This window comes from Serratia sp. ASV30, from assembly GCF_016428815.1.
Taxonomy (GTDB): domain Bacteria; phylum Pseudomonadota; class Gammaproteobacteria; order Enterobacterales; family Enterobacteriaceae; genus Chania; species Chania fonticola_C.
Genome location: NZ_JAELTL010000114.1, coordinates 1 through 5,222 on the forward strand (window position 1 = coordinate 1; position 5,222 = coordinate 5,222).

General features: G+C 56.1%; 6 protein-coding genes and 1 pseudogene. 4 read left to right on the plus strand and 3 right to left on the minus strand.

Annotation, left to right across the window (positions count from 1 at the left end; translation table 11 throughout):
- Nucleotides 1-870 (plus strand): DUF4056 domain-containing protein (locus tag JHD74_RS25335; RefSeq protein ID WP_199063818.1); only part of this gene is annotated, 870 nt, incomplete at its 5' end.
- Nucleotides 871-885: 15 nt separating this feature from the next.
- Here JHD74_RS25335 and tusA read toward each other — a convergent pair.
- Complete coding sequence (gene tusA, locus JHD74_RS25340; RefSeq protein WP_074030134.1) at nucleotides 886-1,137, minus strand: sulfurtransferase TusA; 252 nt, start codon at nucleotides 1,135-1,137, stop codon at nucleotides 886-888.
- Nucleotides 1,138-1,335: 198 nt separating this feature from the next.
- Here tusA and JHD74_RS25345 point away from each other — a divergent pair, with 198 nt between their 5' ends.
- The 3 genes and pseudogenes from JHD74_RS25345 to JHD74_RS25350 all read left to right on the plus strand — a co-directional run bounded on the left by JHD74_RS25345 (nucleotide 1,336) and on the right by JHD74_RS25350 (nucleotide 2,786).
- Complete coding sequence (locus JHD74_RS25345; protein WP_024529563.1) at nucleotides 1,336-2,001, plus strand: 7-cyano-7-deazaguanine/7-aminomethyl-7-deazaguanine transporter; 666 nt, start codon at nucleotides 1,336-1,338, stop codon at nucleotides 1,999-2,001.
- Between the two features lie 64 nt (nucleotides 2,002-2,065).
- Nucleotides 2,066-2,173 (plus strand): annotated as a pseudogene (locus tag JHD74_RS27130) (GNAT family N-acetyltransferase); the annotation flags it as partial.
- 46 nt (nucleotides 2,174-2,219) lie between these two features.
- A complete protein-coding gene (locus tag JHD74_RS25350) occupies nucleotides 2,220-2,786 on the plus strand; it encodes a DcrB family lipoprotein (protein WP_074030119.1) in 567 nt (188 codons plus the stop codon).
- Between the two features lie 40 nt (nucleotides 2,787-2,826).
- Here the strand turns inward: JHD74_RS25350 and glpC are convergent, their stop codons facing one another.
- Both glpC and glpB read right to left on the minus strand, forming a co-directional pair.
- Nucleotides 2,827-4,026 carry an anaerobic glycerol-3-phosphate dehydrogenase subunit GlpC gene (gene glpC / locus JHD74_RS25355; protein WP_199063819.1) on the minus strand — a complete coding sequence of 400 codons (1,200 nt, stop codon included), beginning with the start codon at nucleotides 4,024-4,026 and terminating at the stop codon, nucleotides 2,827-2,829.
- On the minus strand, nucleotides 4,023-5,222 hold a 1,200-nt coding region (gene glpB / locus JHD74_RS25360; RefSeq protein ID WP_199063820.1), incomplete at its 5' end, for a glycerol-3-phosphate dehydrogenase subunit GlpB. The genes glpB and glpC, both read right to left, overlap by 4 nt.

Below are 5,222 nucleotides of genomic sequence, written 5' to 3' on the forward strand. Positions count from 1 at the left end.
CATCACTATAATGATAGCGCTTTCAATGCCGTCGGCAACTTGATGGGGTTGGGCAGTGAGCAATTGGGATTGGTCTACACCTATCGTGGGGGATTTATCGACATCGCTCACGTTCGTGATACCGCCGACAACACCCTGTTCCTGTTCAGCCAGCTGTTGCCTAAGCTGGGCCAGCAATGGACACTCGATCTTGGCCCGGAATTAGCAAAGCGTCGTATACAGCTGAACGCCTTCACCCCACCGCAAGAGGCTGCTCAACGCTATACGTTAGCGGCTTACCTGGCCGGGGAGCTCGCCTTCCAGATGGCGGCATGGCATGAGGTGGCACAGTGGTACGGCTACCAATCGGTGCCTGGATTTTCTGAAGAGATCTCTGCATTTACACCAGAAGATTTGTATTCCAACCTGCTCGGGGCAAGGTTGGCGATCGACGCTATCTTGCAAGGGCGCGCGGTATCCGTTACCAGTTACAACAGCGCAATGGAGACACTGCTACCCGAGGCATTGCACCAGCTTGGCGCTGTTTCGATTACCGAAACCCAGCGGCAGTTTGACGGCATTGACGGCGACTGGTGGGACAGCCACCGCCGAGTACCGGATAAATTTTTAGTCTTAAAACGGGATTACACCACCAGCAGTAATCGGCTGCCCAATCAGCCCCCTTTCGAGTATGCCGCTCCGCAACGCCTGACGTTGCCGCTACAGATTGAGGGATTAACGTTGGCCAAACTGGCGGAACTGCAGCTCTGGCCTGGGGATTCCATGCACAACTTGCCAGTCCCGGCGCATTATTATCGCCCAGAGGATTTTAGTGGGTTGGCCTTACACGCGAGCGCACAGGACGCGCAGCAGATACTGCAGAAACGTTAAGCAACCGCTCAGTGATTAACTCTCGAGTCCTTTGCGCAGCAGATAGCGATACGGGGCCTGATCGGTTTCCTGAGCCACCAGCGTATGTTCCATAAAGCGGCAAAAACCCGGGATGTCACGGGTGGTGGCCGGATCGTCGGCAATGATCAGCAAGGTTTTACCGTTATCCATATGGCGCACGGTTTTGCGCACCATCATGACCGGTTCAGGACAGCGCAGCCCCAATGCGTCTAGCGTCTGGTCTGCCTGGGCAAAAATGTCAGTCATACATCTCTCTCGATCTAAAACGATCGGCGAACCCTCGCCGGATCTGATTACCCGCTAGTTTACGCCGGTAGTTTTTCTGCGCAAGATACGTTAACGTTTGCGTTAAATTTAACCATTGCATTGAATGCCCAAACGCGTACCATGTCGCCGCGCAGTTAACAATGGGTTCCCTCACCCCACACTCAAAAAGGCTACATTATGTATTCGTTTACCGATCGACAACGCTTAATCGCGTTGGTTTGGCTATCGCTATTCCACATTGCCATCATTACTTCCAGCAACTACCTGGTGCAGTTGCCGATCAGCATTTTCGGCTTTCACACCACCTGGGGTGCCTTCACTTTTCCGTTTATCTTCCTGGCCACTGACCTGACCGTGCGGATCTTCGGTGCCCCGCTGGCACGCAGGATTATCCTTGCCGTGATGGTCCCGGCGCTGTTTATCTCCTATGTGATCTCTACCGTCACTTTCCAGGGTGAGTGGCAGGGCTTTGCCGCCTTAACCAGCTTCAACCTGTTTGTGGCGCGTATCGCCGCCGCCAGCTTTATGGCCTACGTGCTGGGCCAGATCCTGGACGTGCAGGTGTTCAACCGCCTGCGCCAACGCAGCGCCTGGTGGGTTGCTCCCGCCGCGGCCATGTTCCTGGGCAATATCAGCGATACCCTGGCCTTCTTCTTTATCGCCTTCTACAAAAGCAGCGATCCCTTTATGGCCGCCAACTGGGTGGAGATCGCACTGGTGGATTACAGCTTCAAGGTGCTGATCTGTCTGGTGTTCTTCCTGCCGATGTACGGGGTACTGCTCAATATGCTGCTCAAACGCCTGGCAGAGCGCCAACCTACCAGCCGGTTGCAACTGAGTTAACCCGCCTTCTGGTTTATACTGGGCAGCCTGACTTTATGGCGGCTGCCCATGCGCTTAACCACTCGCCATGCTAATAATGCTCATTAGCCACGAATATCGGATTTTCGCTCTAGAAAAGAAAGGCGAAGTAGACGAGTATCGTCTATTACTTAAAAAAACCTGTGACATCTAGCCATACGGTCAACCAACTCTCTGTGCAAAGGAATAAGGAACACCAGATGCGTAAAGTAACAAAATTGATGGGTATCGGCCTGTTAGTGCTTGGCCTGGCGGCCTGTGATAACGCCACCAAAGACAGCAAAGCACCCGCAGGCAGCGCAGCAGCCAGCGTCCCAAGCGGACAACAGGTGAGTTTATTGGATGGCAAGCTGACCTTTACCCTGCCAAACGGTTTGGCCGATCAGAGCGATAAGCTGACCAACCAGCCGACTAACGTGCACATCTATGCCGACAGCACCAACCAGCGTGCGGTGATCGTGATCGTTGCCGACAAGGCAGCGGGCGATCTGGACACCCTGGCCAAGCGCATGGAAGAGCAGCAACACTCCCGCGATGCCAACCTGCAGGTCATTACCAATAAAGCGGTTGAAATTAACGGTACGCCAATGCACCAACTGGATACCGTGATCACCGTAGCTGGCCAGAAAGCCTACTCTGGCGTGCTGCTCGCTATGCTGCCAGACGGTAAGCAACTGACCCTGCAAATCACGCTGCCAGCGGATAACCAGCAGCAGTCTCAAAGCGTAGCAGCTGGCGTGTTCAATACGGTGAAGATCAAGCAGTAAGTCACTGCAGTGGGCCAGCATGCTGGCCCGTTTTAATGCGCTACGCCAATGCCTGTGCTAACAGGGTGATCGGATGTTCGCAGCGCTTGCTGGTGGACATCTCGATCTGCCATTTGCAAGTTTCACAGTCAGTGATCACCATATCCACTCCGCTCGCCTCAATCTGGCGAAATAGCGAGGCACCAATGCCTTGCGAGGTTTCATAGTTTTCCGACTTGAAGCCGTAAGTCCCGGCGATACCGCAGCACTGCGAGTCCAGCACCACCAGCTCCAGCCCTGGGATCTGCCGCAATAGCTCCAGCGTATAGGCCGTCCAGCCCATTTTCTCCATATGACACGGCGTGTGGTAAGCCACCCGCAGCGGCGTCTGTTTGAGCGGCAAGGTGCGCCCTTGGCTGATCAGACGATAGAGATAACGCGTAGCCAGCTCAACCCGTTCGCGCACCGCCGAGGTGTCCACCTCCAACAAATGCGGGTACTCATCACGCAGGGTAAACGTGCAGCTCGACGAAGTAGCCACCACCGGTATACCTTTGGTCAGGACCGCATCATGCAGTGATTCCGCATTCACTTTGGCCTGCTTCTTCGCCTGCGCAATAAAGCCGTTGGCGATCAGCGGTACGCCACAGCATTTCTCACGCTTGAGCAGTTGCACGCCGATATCCATGGCGTTAAACACCTTGATCAGGTCTTTACCAAGCTGCGGATGGTTGTAATTAACAAAGCAACCGTGGAAAAACGCCACTTGCTCGGCATAGTGCTGCTGCTGTCCCGCCTGCTGGCGATACCAACGGCGGAAGGTGCCAAACGAGTATTTCGGCAGTTCACGCCGATGGTCGATCTTCAGCGCCTTATCCAACAGCTTGCGCACCGGCTTCAGGCCGGTAGTCGCGTTAACGATCGGCGCAAACGGCGTCGATAGGGTGCCCATGATGTCGGTATGACTGAGTATGGCATCGCGCAGCGTCGGTTTGCTTTGGCTGAAATTGGCCCGGGCACGTTGGATAATATCGCCGATTTTAACGTCGGAAGGGCAAGCCACCTCACAGCGCTTGCAGTTGGTACAATACTTCAACGCTTCGTCGTAAAGCGCCGGATCTTTCAGCCGCAGGCGTTCCCCATCCGGCCCGGCCTGTTTTGGCCCTGGATAGAGCGGGTTAGCCTTGGCGACCGGACAATAGGTGGTGCAGACGGTGCATTTGATGCAGCTCTCGAAGCTGTTGTCTGGTAACAGGCTCATGCTGAAACCTCCTGTGACAGGATCTGTTGGGCAACGTGCAGCGCACCGAGCAGCGAAACCCCGGCACCACAGCCCTGCTGCAACGGATCGTAACCGCCAACCACGGCACCGATAGCATACAGATTGGTCATCACCTCCCCCTGTTTTAACGCCCGCAGCGCGGCATCGGTCTGAACCCCAAATTGCAGGTACGGCTGCGGAGCAAACAGATTGGCATCGCTCCAGTCGGCGCGTTCGGCTTTGCTGTACACGTCGAGGCCAAATACTGGCTCACGAATGCCGTCAAAAGCGGCCACCAGGCCGTTGCTGAAGAAGCTGCCGCTGGCCAATATCACCTGCTGCGCCCGCAGCGGAATGTCGGTGTGATTGCGGGTATACAGACCGGTAACACGCTGCCCGTCGAAGCTGGCACGCAACACGCTATCCCCCGGCATAAACACCCCACCCAGTTGCTGCAAGCGCTGGCGCAATGCCTGATGCAGCCGCATACCAAGCACGGAAGGTGGCAGCGTGGGTAACAGATAAACGGGCTTACCGACCAACCGGCGCAACGTCATCAACGGTTCATCATCCTCTAACCCCAGGCAGGCTGGCAGCAAGATGGCCTCTGCCTCACCTGCCTGGCGTGTAATCTCTTCCGCCAGCAGGGCTAGATGTTCTGGCAGATCCAGTACGCGGGCAATATTCACCGCGCGGAACTCGCTAGGATTATTACGTAAGCGATCCAACACTGGCAGATGCAAAAATGCCACTTCTGCCTTGAGGCCCTGCTCCTGAATCAATGAGCTGGCCGCCATCTGCGGTTGGAAATCCAGAAAGCCTTCAATCCCCAGTACGGCGATATTCCGCCACGGCAACTTCCCATCCAAGGAAGAGACAGGGATCGCCAGGGGGCTGAGCCAGGTGGCACGGCGGGTCCCGAGAGGGGTCACGCGTAGATGGTTTTGGCTGCTATCGCCCTGCATCTGCCACCCGCAACGCTGTAGCAATTGCTCGGCTTGCGTTGCCAGCGCGGCCACCTGTGTGGCCCCCATCAGGCTATACGGATGCTGTGGAGCCTGTCGCGCCAGTTCGTGCAAGGCAGACAGAGGCGACGCCACCGGCGTCCCATCGGGCAGATGGGCCAGCAGATCGAGCGAGCCGGAAGAAAAATAGAGCGCGCTTTGGCCGGAACTGACTATTGCGCAGCGTTTGCC